The sequence below is a fragment of the Burkholderia sp. BCC1988 genome (assembly GCF_905339895.1).
In the GTDB taxonomy this organism is placed as follows: Bacteria; Pseudomonadota; Gammaproteobacteria; order Burkholderiales; family Burkholderiaceae; genus Burkholderia.
In genome coordinates this window covers 77440-97296 of record NZ_CAJPHA010000020.1, presented here as the reverse complement: position 1 = coordinate 97296, position 19857 = coordinate 77440, and the positions used below count along the sequence as shown (strand labels likewise).

General features: G+C 64.9%; 20 protein-coding genes and 1 tRNA gene. 5 read left to right on the top strand and 16 right to left on the bottom strand.

The features are described from left to right. Nucleotides 1-23 precede the first annotated feature (23 nt). The 10 genes from pheS to U4012_RS26270 all read right to left on the bottom strand — a co-directional run bounded on the left by pheS (nt 24) and on the right by U4012_RS26270 (nt 9536). Entirely contained in the window at nt 24-1037 is a 1014-nt protein-coding gene (gene pheS, locus U4012_RS26315) for a phenylalanine--tRNA ligase subunit alpha (RefSeq protein ID WP_006753318.1), read from the bottom strand. A gap of 149 nt (nt 1038-1186) precedes the next feature. Further along, the gene (gene rplT / locus U4012_RS26310; protein WP_004192938.1) at nt 1187-1546 is read right to left on the bottom strand and encodes a 50S ribosomal protein L20; all 360 of its coding nucleotides are present in this window, start codon (nt 1544-1546) and stop codon (nt 1187-1189) included. Nucleotides 1547-1576: 30 nt separating this feature from the next. Next, nucleotides 1577-1774, bottom strand: a complete 198-nt coding sequence (gene rpmI / locus U4012_RS26305) for a 50S ribosomal protein L35 (protein WP_004191477.1) — start codon at nt 1772-1774, stop codon at nt 1577-1579. A gap of 190 nt (nt 1775-1964) precedes the next feature. After that, a complete protein-coding gene (gene infC / locus U4012_RS26300) occupies nt 1965-2489 on the bottom strand; it encodes a translation initiation factor IF-3 (protein WP_071734130.1) in 525 nt (174 codons plus the stop codon). Between the two features lie 49 nt (nt 2490-2538). Next, the gene (gene thrS / locus U4012_RS26295; protein ID WP_257774120.1) at nt 2539-4446 is read right to left on the bottom strand and encodes a threonine--tRNA ligase; all 1908 of its coding nucleotides are present in this window, start codon (nt 4444-4446) and stop codon (nt 2539-2541) included. 273 nt (nt 4447-4719) lie between these two features. After that, a tRNA-Val gene (locus tag U4012_RS26290) sits at nt 4720-4796 on the bottom strand. A 96-nt stretch (nt 4797-4892) separates the two neighbouring features. Next, nucleotides 4893-7127 (bottom strand): RelA/SpoT family protein, encoded by a 2235-nt coding sequence (locus U4012_RS26285; RefSeq protein ID WP_044846048.1) that lies wholly within the window; start codon nt 7125-7127, stop codon nt 4893-4895. 39 nt (nt 7128-7166) lie between these two features. Continuing rightward, complete coding sequence (locus U4012_RS26280) at nt 7167-7520, bottom strand: RidA family protein (RefSeq protein ID WP_006758848.1); 354 nt, start codon at nt 7518-7520, stop codon at nt 7167-7169. An 81-nt stretch (nt 7521-7601) separates the two neighbouring features. Further along, nucleotides 7602-8498: an alpha/beta hydrolase gene (locus tag U4012_RS26275; RefSeq protein ID WP_321802177.1), complete on the bottom strand. Its 897-nt coding sequence runs from the start codon at nt 8496-8498 to the stop codon at nt 7602-7604. A 132-nt stretch (nt 8499-8630) separates the two neighbouring features. Further along, complete coding sequence (locus U4012_RS26270) at nt 8631-9536, bottom strand: LysR family transcriptional regulator (protein ID WP_124488887.1); 906 nt, start codon at nt 9534-9536, stop codon at nt 8631-8633. A gap of 138 nt (nt 9537-9674) precedes the next feature. Here U4012_RS26270 and U4012_RS26265 point away from each other — a divergent pair, with 138 nt between their 5' ends. Genes U4012_RS26265 through U4012_RS26255 form a run of 3 tightly spaced genes read left to right on the top strand, consistent with a single transcriptional unit; the run spans nt 9675 to nt 12014 of the window. Next, complete coding sequence (locus U4012_RS26265; protein WP_321802176.1) at nt 9675-10229, top strand: ester cyclase; 555 nt, start codon at nt 9675-9677, stop codon at nt 10227-10229. 11 nt (nt 10230-10240) lie between these two features. Further along, a complete protein-coding gene (locus U4012_RS26260) occupies nt 10241-11254 on the top strand; it encodes a polysaccharide deacetylase family protein (protein ID WP_321802175.1) in 1014 nt (337 codons plus the stop codon). A gap of 46 nt (nt 11255-11300) precedes the next feature. Continuing rightward, entirely contained in the window at nt 11301-12014 is a 714-nt protein-coding gene (locus tag U4012_RS26255) for an SDR family oxidoreductase (protein ID WP_321802174.1), read from the top strand. A 96-nt stretch (nt 12015-12110) separates the two neighbouring features. On the opposite strand, the gene U4012_RS26250 is transcribed toward U4012_RS26255, so the two are convergent. Together U4012_RS26250 and U4012_RS26245 are read right to left on the bottom strand one after the other, a co-directional pair. After that, nucleotides 12111-12752, bottom strand: coding sequence for a CoA transferase subunit B (locus tag U4012_RS26250; protein ID WP_124488883.1), 642 nt, complete (start codon nt 12750-12752; stop codon nt 12111-12113). 1 nt (nt 12753) lies between these two features. Then, nucleotides 12754-13458: a CoA transferase subunit A gene (locus U4012_RS26245; RefSeq protein WP_044846055.1), complete on the bottom strand. Its 705-nt coding sequence runs from the start codon at nt 13456-13458 to the stop codon at nt 12754-12756. Nucleotides 13459-13681: 223 nt separating this feature from the next. Between U4012_RS26245 and U4012_RS26240 the strand changes: the two genes are divergently transcribed. Continuing rightward, a complete protein-coding gene (locus U4012_RS26240) occupies nt 13682-14227 on the top strand; it encodes a LuxR C-terminal-related transcriptional regulator (RefSeq protein ID WP_321802173.1) in 546 nt (181 codons plus the stop codon). A 99-nt stretch (nt 14228-14326) separates the two neighbouring features. On the opposite strand, the gene U4012_RS26235 is transcribed toward U4012_RS26240, so the two are convergent. Together U4012_RS26235 and U4012_RS26230 are read right to left on the bottom strand one after the other, a co-directional pair. Next, nucleotides 14327-14758 carry an acyl-CoA thioesterase gene (locus U4012_RS26235; RefSeq protein ID WP_044846057.1) on the bottom strand — a complete coding sequence of 144 codons (432 nt, stop codon included), beginning with the start codon at nt 14756-14758 and terminating at the stop codon, nt 14327-14329. A 32-nt stretch (nt 14759-14790) separates the two neighbouring features. After that, nucleotides 14791-15567 (bottom strand): SDR family oxidoreductase, encoded by a 777-nt coding sequence (locus U4012_RS26230; RefSeq protein WP_044846058.1) that lies wholly within the window; start codon nt 15565-15567, stop codon nt 14791-14793. A 178-nt stretch (nt 15568-15745) separates the two neighbouring features. Here U4012_RS26230 and U4012_RS26225 point away from each other — a divergent pair, with 178 nt between their 5' ends. Continuing rightward, nucleotides 15746-17419, top strand: a complete 1674-nt coding sequence (locus U4012_RS26225; protein ID WP_321802172.1) for an electron transfer flavoprotein-ubiquinone oxidoreductase — start codon at nt 15746-15748, stop codon at nt 17417-17419. 118 nt (nt 17420-17537) lie between these two features. On the opposite strand, the gene U4012_RS26220 is transcribed toward U4012_RS26225, so the two are convergent. Both U4012_RS26220 and U4012_RS26215 read right to left on the bottom strand, forming a co-directional pair. Next, entirely contained in the window at nt 17538-18485 is a 948-nt protein-coding gene (locus U4012_RS26220; protein ID WP_044846060.1) for a dihydrodipicolinate synthase family protein, read from the bottom strand. 45 nt (nt 18486-18530) lie between these two features. Continuing rightward, nucleotides 18531-19850, bottom strand: coding sequence for an MFS transporter (locus U4012_RS26215; RefSeq protein ID WP_124488978.1), 1320 nt, complete (start codon nt 19848-19850; stop codon nt 18531-18533). Between the last annotated feature and the right edge of the window lie 7 nt (nt 19851-19857).

The following is a 19857-nucleotide window of genomic DNA, read 5'->3' as shown; positions in this document are numbered from 1 at the left end:
CACATGTCGGCGCGGCGCGTGCGTTATGCGAACTGGCGCAGGAAACGCAGGTCGTTCTCGAAGAACAGCCGGAGATCCTGCACGCCGTAGCGCAGCATCGTCAGGCGCTCGAGGCCGCTGCCGAACGCAAAGCCGATGTAGCGCTCGGGATCGAGGCCCATGTTGCGGATCACGGTCGGATGCACCTGCCCCGAGCCCGAGATCTCGAGCCATTTGCCGGCGTTCTTGCCGTGCTCGAACATCATGTCGATCTCGGCCGACGGTTCCGTGAACGGGAAATACGACGGACGGAAGCGCACGAGGATGTCGTCGCGCTCGAAGAATTTCTTCAGGAAGTCGGTATAGACGCCCTTGAGGTCGGCGAAGCTGATGTTCTCGTCGATCCACAGCCCCTCGACCTGATTGAACATCGGCGAGTGGGTCGCATCGCTGTCGACGCGATACGTGCGGCCCGGCGCGATCACCTTGATCGGCGGGCGGTTCATGCGCGCGTAACGCACCTGCATCGGGCTCGTGTGCGTGCGCAGCAGCAGCTGGCGGCCGTCGGCATCCTTGCCTTCGACGTAGAAGGTGTCCTGCATCGAACGCGCCGGATGGTTTTCCGGGCTGTTCAGCGACGTGAAGTTGTACCAGTCGGTCTCGATTTCGGGACCGTCGGCCACGTCGAAGCCGATCGAGCGGAAAATCTGTTCGACGCGCTCCCACGTGCGCATCACGGGGTGCAGGCTGCCTGCGCCGGCGCCGCGGCCCGGCAGCGTCACGTCGATCGCCTCGGCGGCGAGGCGCTGGTTCAACAGCGCGTCGGCGAGCGCCTGGCGGCGTGCGGTCAGCGCGGCTTCAACCTGCTGCTTCGCGACGTTGATGCGTGCGCCTTCGGTCTTGCGTGCTTCGGGATCGAGCTTGCCGAGGCCCTTGAGCAACTCGGTCAGCGCACCCGACTTGCCGAGAAAGCGTGCTTTCTCGTTTTCGAGCGTGGTGATGTCGGCAGCCTGTTCGAAGGACTGCTGCGCGTCGGCGACAATCTGGTCCAGATCCATAGATCCCATCATTTCCAACGTCATTCGGTCTTGGCGAGCGAAACTGCTCCACCAAACAAAAAAGGGGCTCGGAAGAGCCCCGTTTTCGCTGCAGCGGCCGAGACTACCGGAACGTCGCTGCAACTAACCACGCAGTGCTAATTTCGCAATTAGGCTGCAACGGCGGCTTTCACCTGCTTGACGATCGCAGCAAAAGCAGCCTTGTCGAACACCGCCATGTCGGCCAGGACCTTACGGTCGAGTTCGATCGACGCCTTCTTCAGGCCGTTGATGAACACGCTGTAGGTCATGTCGTGCTGGCGAACTGCCGCGTTGATACGCGTGATCCACAGTGCGCGGAACACACGCTTCTTGTTGCGGCGATCGCGGTACGCGTACTGACCAGCGCGCATCACCGCCTGCTTGGCGATGCGGTAGACGTTATTGCGACGGCCGCGATAACCCTTGGCCAGGTTGATGATCTTCTTGTGGCGGGCCCGTGCGGTTACCCCACGTTTGACTCGAGGCATGTTTCTCTCCTTGGAGTATCAGTTGAGGGGTTACGCGAACGGCAGCATTGCGCGGACGGAGTTCAGATCGGAATCATGAACTGCCGTTGCGCCGCGCAGGTGACGCTTGTTCTTCGTGGTTTTCTTGGTCAGGATGTGACGCTTGAAGGCTTGACCGCGCTTGACGGTACCGCCCGGACGCACCACGAAGCGCTTTGCAGCACTCTTCTTGGTCTTCATCTTAGGCATGACGAACAACTCCAGTTTATTTGATGGCGATGGGTGTGCGGTTGGCTTGCGCCCTTGACCCGCCCTTCGAAACCCAGTCCACTTGTGTACGGCGAACCGCTTGCGCAGCCGCCGTCATTGTTGGTGCGCCGCCCTGACCGGGCCACGCACCGAACCACTTTCGAACCTGCGCGCGTGGCGCGCGGGCCCGTTACTTCTTTTTCTTCGGCGAGAGCACCATGATCATCTGGCGCCCTTCCATCTTCGGCATCTGCTCGACCTGGCCGACTTCCTCGAGATCCGTGCGCAGACGCTCAAGCATCCGCATGCCGATCTCCTGGTGAGCCATTTCGCGGCCGCGGAAACGCAACGTGATCTTCGTCTTGTCGCCCTCTTCGAGGAAGCGCACGAGGTTGCGAAGCTTGACGTTGTAGTCACCGTCATCGGTACCCGGGCGGAATTTGACTTCCTTCACCTGGATGACCTTTTGCTTCAGCTTCGCTTCGTGCTGCTTCTTCGATTCCTGGTACTTGAACTTGCCGTAATCCATCAGACGGCAAACCGGCGGAACCGCTTGCGGCGCGATTTCCACCAGGTCAACATCCAGTTCTTCCGATTTACGGAAAGCATCAGCGAGTTTTACGATACCGAGCGGTTCGTTCTCGATCCCGACCAGACGCACTTCCGGCGCAGTGATTTCACCGTTGATGCGGTGCGACGACTTATCAGTAGCGATGTTACGTTTCCTCTAAAAATTAAAAAAACGAGCCGCGCTGCCAGGGCGGTTACTTGAACGAGCGCAGGTCTTCCTGCAGACGCTCAACGAAGGCTTCGATCGGCATAACGCCAAGATCGACGCCGCCACGGGCACGCACGGCTACCGTTTGCGCATCACGCTCCTTATCGCCCACGACGAGGAGATAAGGCACCTTTTCCAGCGTGTGCTCGCGTATTTTATAGCTAATCTTCTCGTTGCGCAAATCGGCCGCCACTCTAACCCCTTGTTTTTGCAACGTTTGGGTCAGAGATTGTGCATATTCGGCCTGACTTTCGGCGATATTGAGCACAATTGCCTGGTACGGCGCGAGCCAGACCGGCATTGCACCAGCGTGGTGCTCGATCAAAATGCCGAGGAATCGCTCCATCGAACCGACGATCGCGCGGTGCAGCATCACCGGCCGGCGGCGGCTGTTGTCTTCCGCAACGTACTCGGCGCCGAGGCGCTCCGGCAGCATCATGTCGAGCTGCAGCGTGCCGCACTGCCACGAACGGCCGAGCGCATCCTTGATGTGGTACTCGATCTTCGGGCCATAGAACGCACCCTCGCCCGGCAGCTCTTCCCACGACAGGCCGCAGGCCGTCAGCGCTTCGCGCAGCCCTTGCTCGGCACGGTCCCACGTTTCATCGGAACCCATGCGCTGCTCGGGACGCAGCGACAGCTTGATGTCAATGTGCTCGAAGCCGAAATCGCCGTACACGCTCATCGCGAGCTTGTTGAACGCGATCGACTCGGCAATGATCTGGTCTTCCGTACAGAAGATGTGCGCATCGTCCTGCACGAAGCCGCGCACGCGCATCAGGCCATGCAACGCGCCCGACGCCTCGTTGCGATGGCACGAGCCGAATTCCGCGTAGCGCAGCGGCAGGTCGCGGTACGAGCGCAGGCCGTGCTTGAACACCTGAACGTGCCCCGGACAGTTCATCGGCTTGATCGCGTAGTCGCGCTTCTCCGACTCCGTCGTGAACATGTTCTCGCGGTAGTTCTGCCAGTGGCCCGACGCTTCCCACAGCGAGCGGTCCATGATCATCGGCGTCTTGATCTCGAGGTAGCCGGCCTCGTTCACGCGGCGGCGCATGTACTGCTCGACCTGCTGCCACAGCGCCCAGCCCTTCGGATGCCAGAACACCATGCCCGGCGACTCTTCCTGCATGTGGAACAGGTCGAGCTGCTTGCCGAGCTTGCGGTGGTCGCGCTTTTCCGCTTCCTCGAGCATGTGCAGGTATTGATCCTGGTCTTCCTTCTTCGTCCAGGCCGTCCCGTAGATGCGCTGCAGCTGCTCGTTCTTCGAGTCGCCGCGCCAGTACGCGCCCGCGACCTTCATCAGCTTGAAGACCTTCAGCTTGCCGGTCGACGGCACGTGCGGGCCGCGGCAGAGGTCGGTGAAGCCGCCGTGCGAGTACAGCTTGATTTCGTCGCTTTGCGGAATCGATTCGATGATCTCGGCCTTGTACTTCTCGCCGAGGCTGCGGAAATAGCCGGCCGCCTCGTCGCGCGACACGACGCGGCGCGTCACCGGCTCGTCCTTCTTCGCGAGTTCCTGCATGCGCTTTTCGATCTTTTCCAGATCTTCAGGCGTAAACGGGCGGTTGTACGAGAAGTCGTAGTAGAAGCCGTTGTCGATCACCGGACCGATCGTCACCTGCGCATCCGGATACAGATCCTTCACCGCATAGGCGAGCAAGTGCGCGGTCGAGTGACGAATGATGTCGAGACCGTCGGCATCCTTGTCCGTGACGATCGCGAGCGATGCGTCGCGATCGATGACCGTGGACGTATCGACCAGCTCGCCATCGAGCTTGCCACCAAGCGCAGCCTTCGCAAGGCCGGGACCGATCGAGGCCGCAACCTCGGCAACTGTCACCGGATGCTCGTATTGTCGAACTGAGCCGTCAGGCAAGCGTATCGAAACCATAGCAATCTCCGTGATGCCGACAGTGGGCGGCAAACCAAGCACGCGATATCAAAGTCACGCGCGAAAATTTCGCGACAAAAAAAATGCGGCCCCGCTTTCGAGGGGCCGCATTCGATACTTCACTCAAACTGAAAGGGCGAAAACGTTCCTCGACTAGCGTCGCTCCGAAAAGGTTTCGGTCAACGTTCGCGGTGTCATAACCGTATTCGCCTTGTTCGCGTTGAGTTATTTACTGCATCGAACACCCGAAAAAACCGGGCATTCTCAATTCGTTGGTAGGCTCGATTGGACTCGAACCAACGACCCCCACCATGTCAAGGTGGTGCTCTAACCAGCTGAGCTACGAGCCTAGAGAAGCTAAGATTATATGGAGCTAACGCAGACTTGGCAAGCGTTTTTATGCGGTCGCAGCAAAATGATCGGGCTCCAACCCCATTACAGGGACATCAAGCCTTGCGCCCCGCCCGCACGACGCCCGGCACTTCGCCGAGCAGCGTGCACGCCCGCTGCACCTGCGCGGAATTCGAAACCTCGACCGTGAACTGCATGAATGCCGCATTGCGGCGGCTCTGCGTCTTCACGCCCACCACGTTCATCTTCTCGCGCGCGAACACTTCAGAGATATCGCGCAGCAAGCCTTGCCTGTCGCTCGCCTCGATCATCAGGTCGACCGGATAGACGGACACGCCACGGCCGCCCAGCACGTCGGCCGACCAGGTCGTCTGCAGTACGCGCTCCGGCGCCCGCTCGGCCATCCGCCGGAACGTCGGGCAGTCGCTGCGGTGGATCGACATCCCCTTGCCGCGCGTCACGAAACCACTGATCGGGTCGGGCGGCGCCGGACGGCAGCAGCGCGCAAGCTGCGTCAGCAACGCATCGACACCGACCACCAGCACGCCGGTCGACGCGCCGTGCGCGACGCTCGCCCCGCTGCTGCGCTTCTCGAAATCGGCGGGCGCCTCGGGCGCATGGTCGGGCGGCGGCGCATCGGACAGCGCGTGCTCGACGTTGCGCAGGCTGAATTCCTCCTTGCCGACGACCGAGAACAACTCATCGGGCGACTTGAAGCCGAGCTTCGCGGCCAGATTGTCGAGGTTGACCGACGTCTTGCCTTCGCGCTGCAGCGTCTTTTCGACGAGCGCGCGACCATGCGCGATGTTCTCTTCCTGCTCGATCGAATTGAACCACGCACGCACCTTCTGTCGCGCGCGCGGGCTCTTCAGGTAGCCGAGCTGCAGGTTCAGCCAGTCGCGCGACGGCCCGCCCTCCTTCACCGCGACGATCTCGACCGTCTGGCCGTTCGCGAGCGACGTGTTCAGCGGCACCATCACGCCGTCGACGCGCGCGCCGCGGCAGCGATGGCCAAGCTCGCTGTGCAGGTGATACGCGAAATCGACCGGCGTCGCGCCCTGCGGCAGCGCGATCACGCGCGCCTGCGGCGTCAGCACGTAGATATGGTCGTCGTCGAGCGACGTCTCGCGCAGCTGCGCCCACGCCTTGTCGCCCGAGACTTCGGTGCCGTCCTCGACGTCGTCCTTCCATGCGAGCAGCTGGCGCAGCCACGCGATCTTCTCGTCGTACTTGTCGCTCGCCGAGAACTGGCCGCCATAGCCGCGCGCGCCCGCTTCCTTGTAGCGCCAGTGCGCGGCGACGCCGTACTCCGCGAAGCGGTGCATTTCCTGCGTGCGGATCTGTACTTCGAATGCGCGGCCGTCGTCGCCGATCACGACCGTATGCAGCGACTTGTAGCCGTTCGGCTTGGGGCGCGAGATGTAATCGTCGAATTCCTTCGGCACCGGCTGCCACAGGTGATGCACGATGCCGAGCACCGCGTAGCAATCCTTGATGTCCGGCACGATCACGCGAAATGCGCGCACGTCGTACAGCTCGGAGAAGTCGAGCTCCTTGCCGCGCATCTTGCGCCAGATGCTGTAGATGTGCTTCGGCCGACCGCTCACGTCGGCCGGGATGTGCGCTTCCGCCAGTTCGTGCTGCAGCCGCTCAATCGCCTGCGCGACGTACGCCTCGCGTTCGATGCGCTTCTCGTCGAGCAGCTTGGCGATGCGCTTGTAGGTGACCGGATCCTCGAAGCGGAACGCGAGGTCCTCGAGCTCCCACTTCAGTTGCCAGATACCGAGACGGTTCGCGAGCGGCGCATAGATCTCGAGCGTCTCGCGTGCGACGTCGGGCGGCGGGTCGATCTTCGCCGCCGCGTAGTAGCGCAGCGACTGCAGCCGCGACGCCAGCCGGATCAGCACCACGCGGATGTCCTGCGCGAACGCGAGCAGCATCTTGCGCAGCGCCTCGATCTGCGTGCGCCGCTCTTCCGCGGCGTCGCGCCCGGCGTCGGGCATCGCGTTCTGCGCGGCGCGCAGGCTCACGGTGCCGAGCCGCAGCAGCTTGCGCACGTCGGATACGAGCCGCGCAACCTCTTCGCCGAAGCGTTCGGTCAACTCCCGCTCCGGGTCGTTCAGGTGCGGCGTCAGCACGAACAGCGCAGCCGCCTGCATCGCGTGCGGGTCGACGTTCAGCGTGCGCATGATCGACGCCGTGCCCGCCGAATGATCGGCGAGCAATTCGCCCGTCGACAGGCGCGCGTCGCCGGCCCGCTCGCGCACGAACGCGAGCACGTCGTCGAACGACGGCGCCGCGACGGAAGAAGCGGAAACGGACTCGGTCATTGCACGGCCTGGCGTATTGCGGTCATCGTGATGCTTCGCTCAGCTCCGCTGCGCGGCGACGACGACGATCTCGACGAGCAGCGCCGGATCCGCGAGCTTCGCCTCGACGGTCGCGCGCGGCGGCGTATTGCCGGGCGCGACCCACGCGTCCCACTCCGCATTCATGCCTTCGAAGTTCGCGAGATCCGAAATGTAGATCTGCACCGACAGCAGATGCGCCTTGTCGCTATTCGCTTCGGCGAGCAGGCGGTCGATGTGGCCGAGCACTTCGCGCGTCTGGCCCTTGATGTCCTGGGTGGTGTCTTCGGCAATCTGGCCGGCCAGATACACGGTACCGTTGTGGATCGCGGTTTCGGAGAGACGGGCCCCGACGTGGTGACGAATGACTGCCATGGAATGTTCCGGTCGTGTGAGTGGGTGAAGAATCGGCGACGACACGGCCCGCGTGTCGCCGAACCGCATATTATGACGCGTTTATGCGCCGCCTTCGACGAAAAACCGGCGGGCGAGCGCAATCTGGTCGGCGCTGATGAACGCCGGCGCATGGCCCGCGTCCTGGATCTCGGCTTGCGTCACGTGCCGGCCGCGCCGCACCATCTCGGCCGCCGTATCGCGCGACAGCAGGTCGGAACGCTCGCCGCGCACGACCAGCAGCGACGCATCGGTGGTCTCGATCGCGCGCCACAGCGCGGCCTCGCCGAGCGCGGCCAGTTCGGGTGTCGTCGCCTTGAACGGCTCCGCGATGCGCGGATCGTAGCGCATCGTCCAGGCGCCGTCGGGCAGCTCGCGCAGCAACGGCCCGTTGATCTCGCGCCACTCGTCGCCGCTCAACGCGCCGAACGGCAGCGACAGCGACGTCAGGTAGTCGATGCCCTCCTGCTCCGTCGCGAAGCGCGGCTGCACGCCGAGGTATTCGCCGATGCGCGTCAGCGAATCGGGCTCGATGCGCGGGCCGACGTCGTTGACGATCATCCGGCGCAGCGGCGAACCGGGCAGCCCCGCAAGCGCCATGCCGATCAGCCCGCCCATCGACGTGCCGAACCAGTCGACCGACTCGACGTCGAGCCGCGCAATCAGCGTCACCATGTCGGCCACATATTGCGGAATCGCATAAAGCCGCGGATCGGCGAGCCAGTCGGAGCGCCCGCGCCCGACGACGTCAGGGCAGACGACGCGATACGTATCGGACAGCGCAGCGGCGAGCCGGTCGAAGTCGCGCCCCGAACGGGTCAGGCCGTGCACGCAGACCAGCACGCGCGGATTGGCGGGGTCGCCCCATTCGGTATAGGCGACGTGGTGAAGGCCTGCGGCGCTCGCACACTGCACGCGTCGCTGACGGGGAACCGGAGGATTCGCTGAGGTCGTTGGCATCGTTGGCATCCTGTCGAACGTGGACGGTGCGGCGGGCAATGCTTGCACCGCCCGATGCAAACGATTGTAAACCGCTTCTTAACGGCGGGTCGTCACGCGCCTGCGGTCATCCGGCGCATCGTTCGCACCGGCTCACGCGCCGCGGCGCCACGAGGCGCGCAACTGCTCGCGCAGGAAGTCGATGAATGCCCGTACGCGCAACGGCACGTGACGCCCCCCGGGATAGACCGCATGAAGCGGTGCCGCGGGTGCGGCGAATGCCGGCAGCACGCGGACGAGCCGGCCCGCGTCGAGGTCGGCACCGACATCCCAGATCGACTTCAGCGCGATGCCCGCGCCCTCCAGCGCCAACGTACGAGCCGCACCGCCGTCGTTCGTCAGCAGCGCGGCCGTCACCTCGACCGCAACCGCGCCCTGTACGCCGTCGAACCGCCACTCCGCACGCGGCTGGTCGCCCATCACGATGCATCGGTGCATGCGAAGCTCGGCGGGATGGGCCGGCAGCCCGTGCACGGCGAGATAGCTCGACGACGCGCACAGCACGCGATGATTCGGCGCCAGCTCGCGCGCGATCATCGTCGAATCGGCGAGGCTGCCGATCCGCACGGCAACGTCGATGTCCTGCGCGAGCAGATCCACGATCGCGTCGGTCAGCATCAGGTGCACGGTCAACTCCGGATGTTGCCGCTGAAACGCGGCGACGAGCGGCGCGATCCGCAGCCGGCCGAGTTCGCCGGGCGCCGTCAGGCGCAGCACGCCGCTGACCGTGCCGCGACGATCGCTCATCAGCGTTTCGGCGCGATCGACCTCGGCCAGGATGCGCAGCACCTGCGCATGGAACTGCGCACCGTCGTCGGTCAGCGTCTGCTGTCGCGTCGTCCGGTGCAGCAGACGCACGCCGAGCTGCGACTCGAGATGCGCGAGCCGCTTGCTGACGACGGACAGCGACAAGTCCAGCTCGCGCGCCGCCGCGGACAGGCTGCCGGCCGACACGATTCTCGCGAAGGTGTCGAGCGCCGGGAGATCGTCGATCAGCATCGCGGCACCCGCTTCGCCTCGACCTTTCCTTTTTTCGAATAATCCATTCGCTTTTAGACCGTATTTGTGTTCAGAACGGAAACCTACCATACCTGTTCCGCGTCGTCCCGCGACGCCATTCACAGGACATCCGAAACCATGTCGATCCTTCCTTCGATCGCGCGCCCGCTCGCCCGCGTCATCGCCGCGGCGGCCTGCGTCGCCGCGCTGTCGCCTGTTGCGGCCCGCGCCGCCGACCTTCTCGACGCACACGGCCTGACCGTCGCGACCGACGTGCCGGCTACGCAGGCGCGCGCGCAGATCCTCGCCGCGCGTCGCTACGGCACGTTCTGGGATACCGGTGATGCGACCCTCGCCCGCGCCGCACTCGCGGCCGATTTCGTCGACCGGACGTTGCCGGCCGGCCGTGAACAAGGCGTAGCGGGGCCACTCGCGGCGTCCAGGACGATGCGCACGGCCATCCCGGACCTGCATTGCGACATTGAACAGGTGATCGTGGCGGGCGACCGTGTCGTCGTGCACCTGCACTTTCGCGGCCATTTCACCGGCACGTTCAACGGAACGACCGGAAGCGGACAGGCGATCGACTTCATCGCGACCGACATCTACCGCATCGACCAAGGCCGGATAGCGGAAAACTGGCACATCGAGGACAACCTGACGCTGATGCGTCAGCTCGGGCTCGTCGGCTGACGGAGGGGACGATGACTGACAGCGACTACGATTCTTCGACGATGCGTCCGGCGCGCCGCAAGTTTCTTGCACAAGCAGGCGCCGGGGCGGCCGCCGGCATCGCGATGGCCGCGGGCGCCTCCCGGTCGGCAACTGCCGCGCCGATATCGGATGCTGCCGGGACCAACGCCAGCGGGTTCTGGCCGGACAACACGCGACTCGTCATCTCGATCTCGATGCAGTTCGAGGCCGGCGGACAACCGTCCAAGGGCGCGGACAGCCCGTTCCCGCCCATCGAATTTCCACCGTCGGTCCCGGTCGACCTCGCGTCGGCCACGTGGTTCGCATATGGCTACCGTGAAGGGATCCCGCGTCTTCTCGACCTGTGGGACCGGCATGGCGTGAAGGTCACGTCGCACATGATCGGGGAAGCCGTGCGCCGGCATCCCGAACTGGCACGCGAGATCGTGTCGCGCGGCCACGAAGCGGCCGCGCACGGCCCGACCTGGCGGTCGCAATTCGCGATGAGCCGCGACGACGAGCGCCGCTTCCTCACCGAAGCCCGCGACATGGTCGAAGCGGCGACGGGACGGCGCCCGGTCGGCTACAACTGCAACTGGCTGCGGCGCGGACCGCACACGCTGCCGCTGCTGCAGGAACTCGGCTACGTGTATCACATCGACGACGTCAGCCGCGACGAGCCTTTCATCGAAACCGTCGACGGCCGCGATTTCGTGGTCGTTCCATACACGTTGCGCAACAACGACATCCTGCTGATCGAAGGCCGCAATTACTCGCCGACGATGTTTCTCGAGCAGATCAAGCTCGATTTCGACCAGTTGTACGCGGAAGCCGGCCAGCGGCGGCGATTGATGTCGATCAGCGCGCACGACCGGATCAGCGGCACGCCGCAGATGGTCCGCGCCTGGGACGCATTCCTGCACTACGCTCGATCGCATCCGGGCGTTGCCTTCATGCGCAAGGACGACATCGCCCGCTTTGCCCTGCGCAGCCCGTCGACGTTGCGCGAAGCCGAAACGATCTGACCGGATTGCGCTCACCTGCTCACCCCCTCACCTCGGAAGGACCACCATGAACGACTCACTCCACGGAAAGAAGGTACTCGTCGTCGGCGGCAGCTCCGGCATCGGTGCCGCCGCCTCGACCGCATTCGCACGACTCGGCGCTGTCGTGACGATCGCATCGCGCAATCCGGACAGGGTCGATGCAGATGCCGCGCCGGGCGCGCAAGTACGCACCGAAGCGCTCGACATCACGGATACGGCGGCCGTCGATGCGTTCTGCGCGCGTGCCGGCCAGTTCGACCACGTCGTGATTTCGGCCGCGAAGACAGCGACGGGCCCGATCCGCGCGCTGCCGCTTGCCGACGCGCAGGCCGCGATGGACAGCAAGTTCTGGGGCGCATACCGCGTCGCACGCTCGATCGATATCGCACCCGGCGGTTCGCTGACGTTCGTGTCGGGCTACCTCAGCGTGCGACCGAACGCGTCGTCGGTACTGCAGGGGGCCATCAACGCGGCACTCGAGGCGCTCGCCCGCGGCCTTGCGCTCGAGCTGTCGCCCGTGCGGGTGAATACCGTATCACCGGGCCTGATCGCGACGCCGCTGTGGGACAAGCTCGCCCCCGATGCGCGCGACGCGATGTACGCGGGCGCCGCGCAGCGCCTCCCGGCACGCCGCGTGGGCCAGCCGGAGGACGTCGCGAATGCGATCGTGTATCTGGCGACAACGCCTTATGCAACCGGCTCGACGGTGCTGATCGACGGCGGCGGCGCGATCGCGTGATCAGCGTGATTCGGGTGACGTATGCGGTCATGACAAAACGCCCCGCGTTCCGCTGGGGAACGCGGGGCGTCGAGCGTCGAGACGCAAGGCCGGCGCTTACGCGACCGCGCTCACGTCGAGCGGCGCGCCCGTCTTCGCCTGGATTTCTTCCGCGCTTACGCCGTCGGCGAGTTCGAGCACCTTCAGGCCGGCCGGCGTCACTTCGATCACGCCGAGATCGGTGATGATCAGGTCGACCACGCCGACACCCGTCAGCGGCAGGTTGCATTCGTCGAGGATCTTGTGCTGGTCGCCCTTCGCGACATGCTCCATCAGCACGACGACGCGCTTCACGCCCGCGACGAGGTCCATCGCGCCGCCCATCCCCTTGATCATCTTGCCCGGGATCATCCAGTTCGCGAGGTCGCCCTTCTTGCTGACCTGCATCGCGCCAAGGATCGCGAGGTTGATGTGGCCGCCGCGAATCATCGCGAACGAATCGGCCGACGAGAAGATCGACGAGCCCGGCAGCGTCGTGACGGTCTGCTTGCCGGCGTTGATCAGGTCGGCGTCGACCTCGTCCTCGGTCGGCGACGGGCCGATGCCGAGCAGCCCGTTCTCCGACTGCAGCCACACTTCGACGCCTTCCGGCACGTGGTTCGCGACGAGCGTCGGCAGGCCGATGCCGAGGTTCACATAGAAGCCGTCCTGCAGTTCCTTCGCCGCGCGCGCGGCCATCTGGTCACGATTCCAGGCCATGTCAGTCTCCTTTCGCGCGTACGACGCGTTGTTCGATGCGTTTTTCGGGCGTCGCGTTCAGCACGATGCGCTGCACGAAGATCCCCGGCGTGTGGACATGGTCCGGATCGAGTTCGCCGTTCTCGACGATCTCCTCGACTTCCGCCACGGTGATCTTGCCCGCCATCGCGCACATCGGGTTGAAGTTGCGCGCGGTGCGGCGATAGATCAGGTTGCCGGACTTGTCGGCCTTCCATGCCTTCACCAGCGCGACGTCGGCCGTCAGCGACGGCTCGAGCACGTAGTGGCGATCGCCGAACTGGCGCGTTTCCTTGCCTTCCGCGATCACGGTGCCGTAGCCGGTGTTCGTGAAAAAGGCGGGGATGCCGGCGCCGCCCGCGCGCAGCTTCTCGGCGAGCGTGCCCTGCGGCGTGAATTCGAGCTCGAGTTCGCCGGCCAGGTACTGGCGCTCGAACTCCTTGTTCTCGCCGACGTACGACGAGATCATCTTCCGGATCTGGCGCGTTTCCAGCAACAGGCCGAGACCGAAGCCGTCGACGCCTGCGTTGTTGCTGATGCAGGTGATGCCCTTGACGCCGGAATCGCGCAGCGCCGCGATCAGCGCCTCGGGAATCCCGCACAGGCCGAAGCCGCCCACCGCGAAGGTCTGTCCGTCGCGGACGATCCCTTCCAGCGCGGCGGCCGCGCTTGGATAGACTTTGTTCATCTGTATGTCCCTTCCTCTATGGAAACCAGCAAAACCGGTTCACGCGCCCACTGGGCCGCAAGCCCGCCGCATCATTCTATGCATGCACGGCGATACCTGCGTCGAGGCGCGCTGTTTTTATATCGCGGCACACCGCCGCGAGATGCCTGAAAGGGTACGATGTGACGCCGATACGGCACAATACGCAAAAATACATAAGCATTTGCCTCCGCTTGCCCGCGCCATGCCCGCTCTCGATTACCAGACTGCCTTTCACCTCGCGCCGCTCGGCCTCGTGATGTCGCGCGACCGCGTGATCGAGGACTGCAACGACGCGCTCGCGGCGATCTTCCGCTGCGCGCGGGCCGACCTGATCGGCAAGTCGTACGAGGTGCTGTATCCGTCGCCGGACGAATTCCAGCGCATCGGCGAGCGCATCTCGCGCGTGATGATCGCGAACGGCACCTACGCCGATGACAGAATCATGAAACGGGCCGACGGCGAGCTGTTCTGGTGCCACGTGACGGGCCGCGCGCTCGACCGCGCCGCGCCGCTCGCGGCGGGCGTCTGGACCTTCGAGGACTTGAGCGCGACGCGCCGGGTCGCCGTCGAGCTGACGCCGCGCGAACGCGAGATCGCCGCGCAGCTCGCGACCGGCAAGACCAGCAAGCAGATCGGGCGCGTGCTCGACATCAGTTCGCGCACGGTCGACATCTATCGGGCGCGGCTGATGCGCAAGTACGGCACGAACAATACGCCGGAGCTGCTGCAGCGCCTGCTCGGCCAGTAAAACGCGCGCCGGAATGGCAATCGGCCGCGTGAAGCGGCCGATTCGGGAGATCATCGGGAAATGGCGACACACCGGGCGCCGGCTTCGGCGCCGCCGCGCTCAGCCGACCTGCGCCGCGAGCGCGCGCTCGATCGTATCGCGCAGCAGTTGCGGCAGCGGCACCGACTTGCCGAGCGCGTAGTCGACCCACACGCAGCGCGCGTTGCCGCGCGCATAGACGTGCTGCGGATCGTCCGCGCGCGTCAGCTCGAAACCGGTGTCGAAGCTGCTGCGGCCCGGCTTCGCGGCCGACATCTTCGCGATCACGTCGCCCGGATAGTGCAGTTGCTTCAGGAACTCCATCGACGCCGTGACGATCACGGGCCCCTGCCCCTCGCCGTTGCCGCCCGCGATGCCGAGTTCCTCGAACCACGAGATCCGCGCCTGTTCCATGTAGCGGAAATAGACCGTGTTGTTCACGTGGCCGAACGCATCCATGTCGCCCCAGCGGATCGGCATCGACATTTCAAATACGGGGGAATATTCGCTCATTGCAGTCTTCTTTGTTGCTGAATGTCATCCACTCAGGCGAGGCCGAAGCCATCGTCGGCGGAGATAATCGAGCCATTGATGAACTGCGACTCGTCGGCCGCGAGCAGCAACAACAGCCCGTCGAGATCCTGCGGCTTGCCGACGCGCCGGCGCGGCAGCATCGACTGCAGCTTCTGGCCCTGCTCGGTTTCCCACAGGTAATGATTGATTTCGGTATCGATATAGCCCGGGCAGATCGCGTTGACGTTGATCCCGTGGCGGCCCCATTCGAGCGCCATCGCGCGCGTCATCTGCACGACCGCCGACTTGCTCATCGCATACAGGCCGATCTGCGGAAACACGCGCAGCCCCGCCACCGACGCGATGTTGATGATCCGGTAAGGCGGTTTGCCGTTGCCGTTCGCGCGCATGATCATCCGCTTCGCGACTTCCTGCGCGACGAAAAACGCGCCGCGCGTATTGGTGTCGAACACGAACTCGAAATCGGACGGCGTGACGTCGACGAGCTTCTGCATCGTCGAGACGCCCGAATTGTTCACGAGGATGTCGATCGTGCCGGCTTCCGTCTCCGCGTGCGCGATGGCCGCCTTGATGCTCTGCACGTCGGTGACGTCGAGCGACACCACGTGCGCGGCACCGCCCGCCGCCTCGATCTCCGCGCGCAGTTCCTTCAGGCGCTCGACGCGGCGGCTCGCGAGCACGACCTTCGCGCCGGCCTGCGACAGCACCTGCGCAAAGCGTTGCCCAAGGCCGCTCGATGCGCCCGTGACCAACGCGACCTTGCCTTCCAGATTGATCGATCGACCCATTGCACATCCCCTTTCGATGTCGTTTCGCCGCCGCGGGCGCCCTGTCCCACGCAGCATAACCCTAGCACATAAAATAGAACGATCGTGCTAATGTATCCGCATGCTGTTGCGGCAAGCGTTTCGTTTCGCAGACAATACGCTCCCGAATAAAAGCATTCTAACGGTTAGAGGAACGCCAATGACCCCCGCAAGCCTCATCGAGCAATACGGCCCGCGCGAATCGATGGAATACGACGTCGTGATCGTCGGCGGCGGCCCGGCCGGACTGTCGGCCGCGATCCGGCTCAAGCAGCTGGCCGCCGAGAAAGGCACCGAGATCGGCGTGTGCGTGCTCGAGAAGGGTTCCGAGATCGGCGCGCACATCCTGTCGGGCGCGGTGATGGACCCGCGCGCGATCACCGAGCTGTTCCCCGACTGGAAGGAACAGGGCGCGCCCCTGAACGTCGAGGTGACCGAAGATCGCTTCCTGTTCCTGTCCGAGAGCAGCGCGGTCACCACGCCCAACTGGGCGCTGCCCGACAACTTCAAGAACCACGGCAACTACGTGATCTCGCTCGGCAACGTCACGCGCTGGCTCGGCCAGCAGGCAGAAGCCTTGGGCGTCGAGATCTTCCCGGGCTTCCCGGCCGCGGAGATTCTCTACAATGACGACGGCTCCGTGAAGGGCGTCGCCACCGGCAACATGGGCGTAGGCAAGGACGGCGAGCCGACCGAGAACTTCCAGCTCGGCATGGAACTGCACGCGAAGTACACGCTGTTCGCCGAAGGCTGCCGCGGCCACCTCGGCCGTCAGCTGATCTCGAAGTTCAAGCTCGACGCGAACGCCGATCCGCAGGCGTACGGGATCGGCATCAAGGAACTGTGGGAAATCGATCCGGCGAAGCACAAGCCGGGCCTCGTGATCCACACGGCCGGCTGGCCGCTGAAGTCGGACACCTACGGCGGCTCGTTCCTGTATCACATGGACAACAACCAGGTCGTGGTCGGCTTCGTGGTCGGCCTCGGCTACACGAACCCGTATCTGTCGCCGTTCGAGGAATTCCAGCGCTACAAGACGCACCCGTCGATCCGCGCGTTCCTCGAAGGCGGCAAGCGCGTGTCGTACGGCGCGCGGGCGATCACGGCCGGCGGCCTGCTGTCGCTGCCGAAGACGGTGTTCCCGGGCGGCGCGCTGATTGGCGACGACGCGGGCTTCCTGAACGCATCGCGGATCAAGGGCAGCCACGCGGCGATCAAGACCGGCATGCTGGCCGCCGATGCCGCGTTCGACGCGCTGCAGGCCGGTCGTCAGAGCGATGAGCTCAACGCGTATCCGGATGCGTTCAAGCAATCGTGGCTGTACACGGAGCTGTACCGCGCGCGCAACTTCAAGCAGTGGATGGCGAAGGGTCTCTACCTCGGCACGCTGATGGTCGGGCTCGAGCAGAAGTTGATGGGCGGCAACGTGCCGTGGACGCTGCACCACAAGCATGCGGACCACGAGATGCTGAAGCCGGCATCGCAATGCACGCCGATCGAGTATCCGAAGCCGGACGGCAAGCTGACGTTCGACCGATTGTCGTCGGTGTTCATCTCGAACACGAACCACGAGGAGAACCAGCCGGCGCACCTGACCTTGAAGGACGCGAGCGTGCCGGTGAACGTGAACCTGCGCACCTACGCGGGACCGGAGGCGCGCTTCTGCCCGGCGGCGGTGTACGAGTTCGTGAAGAACGACGACGGCAGCGACCGCCTCGTGATCAACGCGCAGAACTGCGTGCACTGCAAGACCTGCGACATCAAGGACCCGACGCAGAACATCGTGTGGGTCACGCCGGAAGGCGGCGGCGGGCCGAATTACCCGAACATGTAACTGCCGAAGAACGCCGCCTCGCGCGGCGTTTTTTTTCGTCGGTTCGACGTTCGACATTCGACGCCGCCCGGCTCTCCATCGGGCGCGCGACTCATGCACCGCGCCCGCATCGGCTGCGCTAACGCGCCGCGATCCGCCGACGGAAATGCTCGGTACCGGACACGATCTTGTCGAGTACCGCGTCGAGCGCCCAGAAGCGCTCGCGCACGTCGTAGTCGATCGCGCGGCAACGAATCGATCCGAACGTGCCGATCCGTTGATGATAGATCTTCGCAAGCGCCGGGTAACCCAGCGCTTCCGACACCGCCGAGAGCACCAGGAACGTCGACAACTCGTCGGCCAGCGCCGGATCCGAGCCGCCCTGCGTGCGCAACCATCGGTACAGGTCGGGATGGAAGTTGGTGAACACGCCGTTGAAACCGGCCGACCCCGCCTTCATCGCATCCCATGCGATCGCGGCGTTTGCATTGAGGATCTTCAGCGGCGACCCCGCGGCGAGTGCGACGCGTCGCTTCACCGTCTCCAGATCGCAGCTCACGTCCTTCAACATCACGAAGCGGCCGGTGTCGATGCACGCACGCAGTTCGTCATCGGACAGCAGTCGCCGATAAGGCGCCGGACATTCGTACAAACCGAGCGGCAGATCCGACGGCAACCGGGCGAGCAGCTTGTGAAGATGGTCGAGAAGCGCGGCGCTGCCCTTGCGCTGCGGATCGAGGCGGTTGGTCACGAGCACGACGCCCTGCGCACCCGATTCTGCCGCGGCACGCAGCTCGGCGACCTGCGCATCCAGATCGTCGCTGATGTGCCCGGACGCGACGACGGGCACGCGCCCGGCCACCCGCTCGACCACGAAACGCGCGAGTTCCGCACGCTCGGCAAGACTCAGGAATTGCATCTCGCTCGATTGCGCGACCGCGAACAGCGCATCCGAGCCGTGCGCCAGATACCATTCGACGAGTCGCTCGAGGCCTGCGTAGTCGATCGCGCCGGCGTCGTCGAACGGCGTCAGCATCACCGGTACGATCCCCTCGATGGTTGCGCTCGATTGCCGATGTGGTTGCATCTGTTTCTCCTTCCTTCAGTGAATACGGGGGTGTAGCCGACGGACTCAGGCCGGCAGCGGTCCGGGCGCGGCGCTCGCGGACTGCTCGGGAATCGGTTTGCGCACCAGCAGCAGGTAAGCCATCGCGCCGGCGAATGCGATTGCCGCCGCCGTCAGCAGCGCCGGCACGAACGACCACCTCTGCGCGATGACCCCCGTCAGGATCGGCGCGAGCGCACCGCCGATGAAACCGCCGAAATTCTGGATCGCGCCGAGCGATGCGACACGGCTCGGCGGGGCGGCCGCCGTCGCGAGCGCCCACGAGCATGCCGACGCCGCATTGGCGAGAAAGATCACGACCGAGATGCATGCGAGCGCGACCGTGTTGCTCTGCACGAGCGCGGCCGGAATCGTGAACGCGACCATCCCGAGCATCGCGACGACCACCGCGTTGCGCCGGCTCACGACCGGCGAGCGGCTGCGGCGCGTCACCAGATCCGAGAGCCAGCCGGCAACGAGCGAACCGACGAACCCGCACAGGAACGGCACGGATGCCGCAAACCCGGTGCGCACGAGGCTCATGTGACGCTCCATCGTCAGGTAGCCCGGCAGCCAGGTCAGGTAGACCCAGTTCAGATACACGGAACCGAAGAATCCGAGCAGCATGCCCCAGGTCGTGCCGTGCGAAAACAGGCTGCGCCAGTCGGCGAAGGTCAGTTTCGGCATCGCGACGGCCGTCTGCGCATCGGTATCGAGATATGCGCGTTCCGCCGCGGTCAATTGCGCGCGCGCCGGATCGCGGTACAACGCAAACCAGACGACGGCGACGACGAGGCCGAGCGCGCCCGTCACGACGAATGCCCAGCGCCAGTTGAACGATGCGACGAGCACCGCGAGCAGCAATGGTGCGAGTGCGGTGCCGAGCGGCGACGCCGCGTTGAAGATGCCGGTCGGCGTACCGCGCGCGCGCAACGGAAACCAGTTGCTCACCACCCGCGCCGCCGACGGGAACTGCGGCGCCTCGCCGATGCCCAGCACGATGCGCGCGACGATGAACCAGCCGAAGGTGGATACGATGCCGCCCGATGCCTGCGCGAGCGACCAGACGATCAGCCCGATGCCGAGCAGCCGGCGCGGCCCGATGCGATCGACGAGTCCGCCGACCGGGAACTGGCACAGCGCGTAGCTCCACGAGAACGCCGACAGCAGCAAGCCCATCTGCGAGAGCGACAGCCCGAGATCGCCCCGGATTGCCGAACTCGCGACGGCCAGCGTGCCGCGGTCGAGATAGTTGACGATCCCGCTCGCCATCAGCAGCGCGAGCGCAATACGTTGTCCGCGCCGGATACGTGGCGGCGCCGTCGGAACAGCATGATTCTCGTTCATTGCGTTT

Excerpts from the sequence above, each read along its gene's own strand:
- U4012_RS26230 (WP_044846058.1), bottom strand. The coding sequence starts at position 15,567 with ATGGGTCGATCGATCAATCTGGAAGGCAAGGTCGCGTTGGTCACGGGC.
- rpmI (WP_004191477.1), bottom strand. The coding sequence starts at position 1,774 with ATGCCTAAGATGAAGACCAAGAAGAGTGCTGCAAAGCGCTTCGTGGTG.
- U4012_RS26275 (WP_321802177.1), bottom strand. The coding sequence starts at position 8,498 with ATGCCAACGACCTCAGCGAATCCTCCGGTTCCCCGTCAGCGACGCGTG.
- thrS (WP_257774120.1), bottom strand. The coding sequence starts at position 4,446 with ATGGTTTCGATACGCTTGCCTGACGGCTCAGTTCGACAATACGAGCAT.
- U4012_RS26235 (WP_044846057.1), bottom strand. The coding sequence starts at position 14,758 with ATGAGCGAATATTCCCCCGTATTTGAAATGTCGATGCCGATCCGCTGG.
- U4012_RS26285 (WP_044846048.1), bottom strand. The coding sequence starts at position 7,127 with ATGACCGAGTCCGTTTCCGCTTCTTCCGTCGCGGCGCCGTCGTTCGAC.
- U4012_RS26240 (WP_321802173.1), top strand. The coding sequence starts at position 13,682 with ATGCCCGCTCTCGATTACCAGACTGCCTTTCACCTCGCGCCGCTCGGC.
- U4012_RS26245 (WP_044846055.1), bottom strand. The coding sequence starts at position 13,458 with ATGAACAAAGTCTATCCAAGCGCGGCCGCCGCGCTGGAAGGGATCGTC.
- U4012_RS26255 (WP_321802174.1), top strand. The coding sequence starts at position 11,301 with ATGAACGACTCACTCCACGGAAAGAAGGTACTCGTCGTCGGCGGCAGC.
- U4012_RS26225 (WP_321802172.1), top strand. The coding sequence starts at position 15,746 with ATGACCCCCGCAAGCCTCATCGAGCAATACGGCCCGCGCGAATCGATG.
- U4012_RS26220 (WP_044846060.1), bottom strand. The coding sequence starts at position 18,485 with ATGCAACCACATCGGCAATCGAGCGCAACCATCGAGGGGATCGTACCG.
- U4012_RS26215 (WP_124488978.1), bottom strand. The coding sequence starts at position 19,850 with ATGAACGAGAATCATGCTGTTCCGACGGCGCCGCCACGTATCCGGCGC.
- U4012_RS26280 (WP_006758848.1), bottom strand. The coding sequence starts at position 7,520 with ATGGCAGTCATTCGTCACCACGTCGGGGCCCGTCTCTCCGAAACCGCG.
- U4012_RS26260 (WP_321802175.1), top strand. The coding sequence starts at position 10,241 with ATGACTGACAGCGACTACGATTCTTCGACGATGCGTCCGGCGCGCCGC.
- rplT (WP_004192938.1), bottom strand. The coding sequence starts at position 1,546 with ATGCCTCGAGTCAAACGTGGGGTAACCGCACGGGCCCGCCACAAGAAG.
- U4012_RS26270 (WP_124488887.1), bottom strand. The coding sequence starts at position 9,536 with ATGCTGATCGACGATCTCCCGGCGCTCGACACCTTCGCGAGAATCGTG.
- U4012_RS26250 (WP_124488883.1), bottom strand. The coding sequence starts at position 12,752 with ATGGCCTGGAATCGTGACCAGATGGCCGCGCGCGCGGCGAAGGAACTG.
- U4012_RS26265 (WP_321802176.1), top strand. The coding sequence starts at position 9,675 with ATGTCGATCCTTCCTTCGATCGCGCGCCCGCTCGCCCGCGTCATCGCC.
- pheS (WP_006753318.1), bottom strand. The coding sequence starts at position 1,037 with ATGGATCTGGACCAGATTGTCGCCGACGCGCAGCAGTCCTTCGAACAG.